The sequence below is a fragment of the New Jersey aster yellows phytoplasma genome (assembly GCF_002554195.1).
In the GTDB taxonomy this organism is placed as follows: domain Bacteria; phylum Bacillota_I; class Bacilli_A; order Acholeplasmatales; family Acholeplasmataceae; genus Phytoplasma.
In genome coordinates this window covers 1-861 of the sequence record NZ_MAPF01000036.1, presented here as the reverse complement: position 1 = coordinate 861, position 861 = coordinate 1, and the positions used below count along the sequence as shown (strand labels likewise).

Sequence of the window (861 nt, the reverse complement as noted above, 5' to 3'; positions counted from 1 at the left end):
ATCATAACCTAAATCTTTGTAATTATTGAGAGCTTTAATTGATCCTAAAAATTCCTTCTTGGTATAAATCCTTTCTTTCTAATAAAAGCGGATAATATTTCAATCTGTTTACTATTTTATTTACTAAAGGTAAATGTAAATTAATTAATTGATTGATTACGAATGTTTAAATTCTTGTTATTTTTTAAAAATTCTTTAATTAATTCTTGTCTTAACATTTTAATCCTTTCTAAAAACGTTTTTAGAAAGGATAGGAAATTATTTTTTATAGTCTTAAAGAGTTTTTAAAAAAGTAAAAAGTCTCTAAACTTTTGGAACATCTCAGTTCGCCCTTTATTTTTGTAGGGGGCTCTCAAAAAAGGGGGGGCTTTGTTCTTTCTTTAATTATTTTCGGTGTTAGAAATGATATATGAAATTTCTTGTTTTTTAGATATCATTATTTCTTTTATATAATTATGAATTTTATCTTTACCTAAAGGACATTTTGAATAAGTTAAAAAGATGTCTTTTGCATTTTTTTGAAACTTAGTTTTTTTCATTTATAAACTCTTTCTTGTATAAGCCCCTAATTAAATAGGGGCCTTTGTTTTATTAATTAAAGGAAATAACATGATTAAAATAAGAATTGATATAAATATAATCCAAATCTTTAATATAATTTTTCTTTTTTTATTCATGATTAAAATGTTTTAGTTTCTTTAATAGTTCCATCTTGGTTGTAATAAGTTTCTTTAATATTTTATCTTTTTTTGAATGTCATATTCTCTAATAAAAGTAATTGTTTTTCCGTCTAAATTAAAATGGTTGATTTAATTTCATTACCTGTTTGGGGGTCGTATTCTCAATATAATTAATTGTTTT

Annotated in this window: 2 protein-coding genes and 1 pseudogene; all 3 read right to left on the bottom strand. The window is 22.5% G+C overall.

The features are described from left to right. Nucleotides 1-218 (bottom strand): annotated as a pseudogene (locus tag BBA70_RS01480) (sigma-70 family RNA polymerase sigma factor); the annotation flags it as partial. Between the two features lie 162 nt (nt 219-380). After that, a complete protein-coding gene (locus BBA70_RS01475) occupies nt 381-539 on the bottom strand; it encodes a hypothetical protein (RefSeq protein WP_011412552.1) in 159 nt (52 codons plus the stop codon). Between the two features lie 192 nt (nt 540-731). Then, nucleotides 732-779 (bottom strand): hypothetical protein, encoded by a 48-nt coding sequence (locus BBA70_RS03930; RefSeq protein ID WP_425312272.1) that lies wholly within the window; start codon nt 777-779, stop codon nt 732-734. Nucleotides 780-861: the final 82 nt, after the last annotated feature.